Origin of the sequence: Ruminococcus sp. AF17-12, assembly GCF_003479245.1 — a bacterium.
Classification (GTDB): domain Bacteria; phylum Bacillota; class Clostridia; order Lachnospirales; family Lachnospiraceae; genus Blautia_A; species Blautia_A fusiformis.
The window spans coordinates 1-414 of the sequence record NZ_QUGY01000019.1; the positions used below are offsets into that span (position 1 = coordinate 1).

The following is a 414-nucleotide window of genomic DNA, read 5'->3' on the forward strand; positions in this document are numbered from 1 at the left end:
ATAAGCTCAGTAGGGAGCTTGCGGAAAGATATGATGCAGTATGTGTGGAAGATCTGAATATGAAGGGAATGTCCGGAGGGCTGCACCTTGGGAAAGGTGTGCAGGATAACGGGTACGGTCAGTTTCTGTTCATGCTGGGATACAAGCTGGAAGAATGCGGAAAACATCTTATAAAAGTAGACCGTTATTTTGCATCCAGCAAGATCTGCAGTGTATGCGGACATAAGAAAAAGGAACTGGCATTGTCGGATAGAATGTATGTTTGTGAATGTGGAAATAGGATGGACCGGGATGTGAATGCAGCAGTCAACATCCGTGAAGAAGGAAAAAGAATCTATAAAGAATGTGCCTGACGGCACAAGAAAAAAATCCGTAACCGGATAAACATAAAAAACAAAACCGCGGGACACGCGG

Annotated in this window: 1 protein-coding gene; it reads left to right on the forward strand. The window is 44.2% G+C overall.

The features are described 5' to 3' along the window. A partial coding sequence (locus tag DWW77_RS16040; protein ID WP_147419598.1) for an RNA-guided endonuclease InsQ/TnpB family protein occupies positions 1-353 on the forward strand: 353 nt, incomplete at its 5' end. Between the last annotated feature and the right edge of the window lie 61 nt (positions 354-414).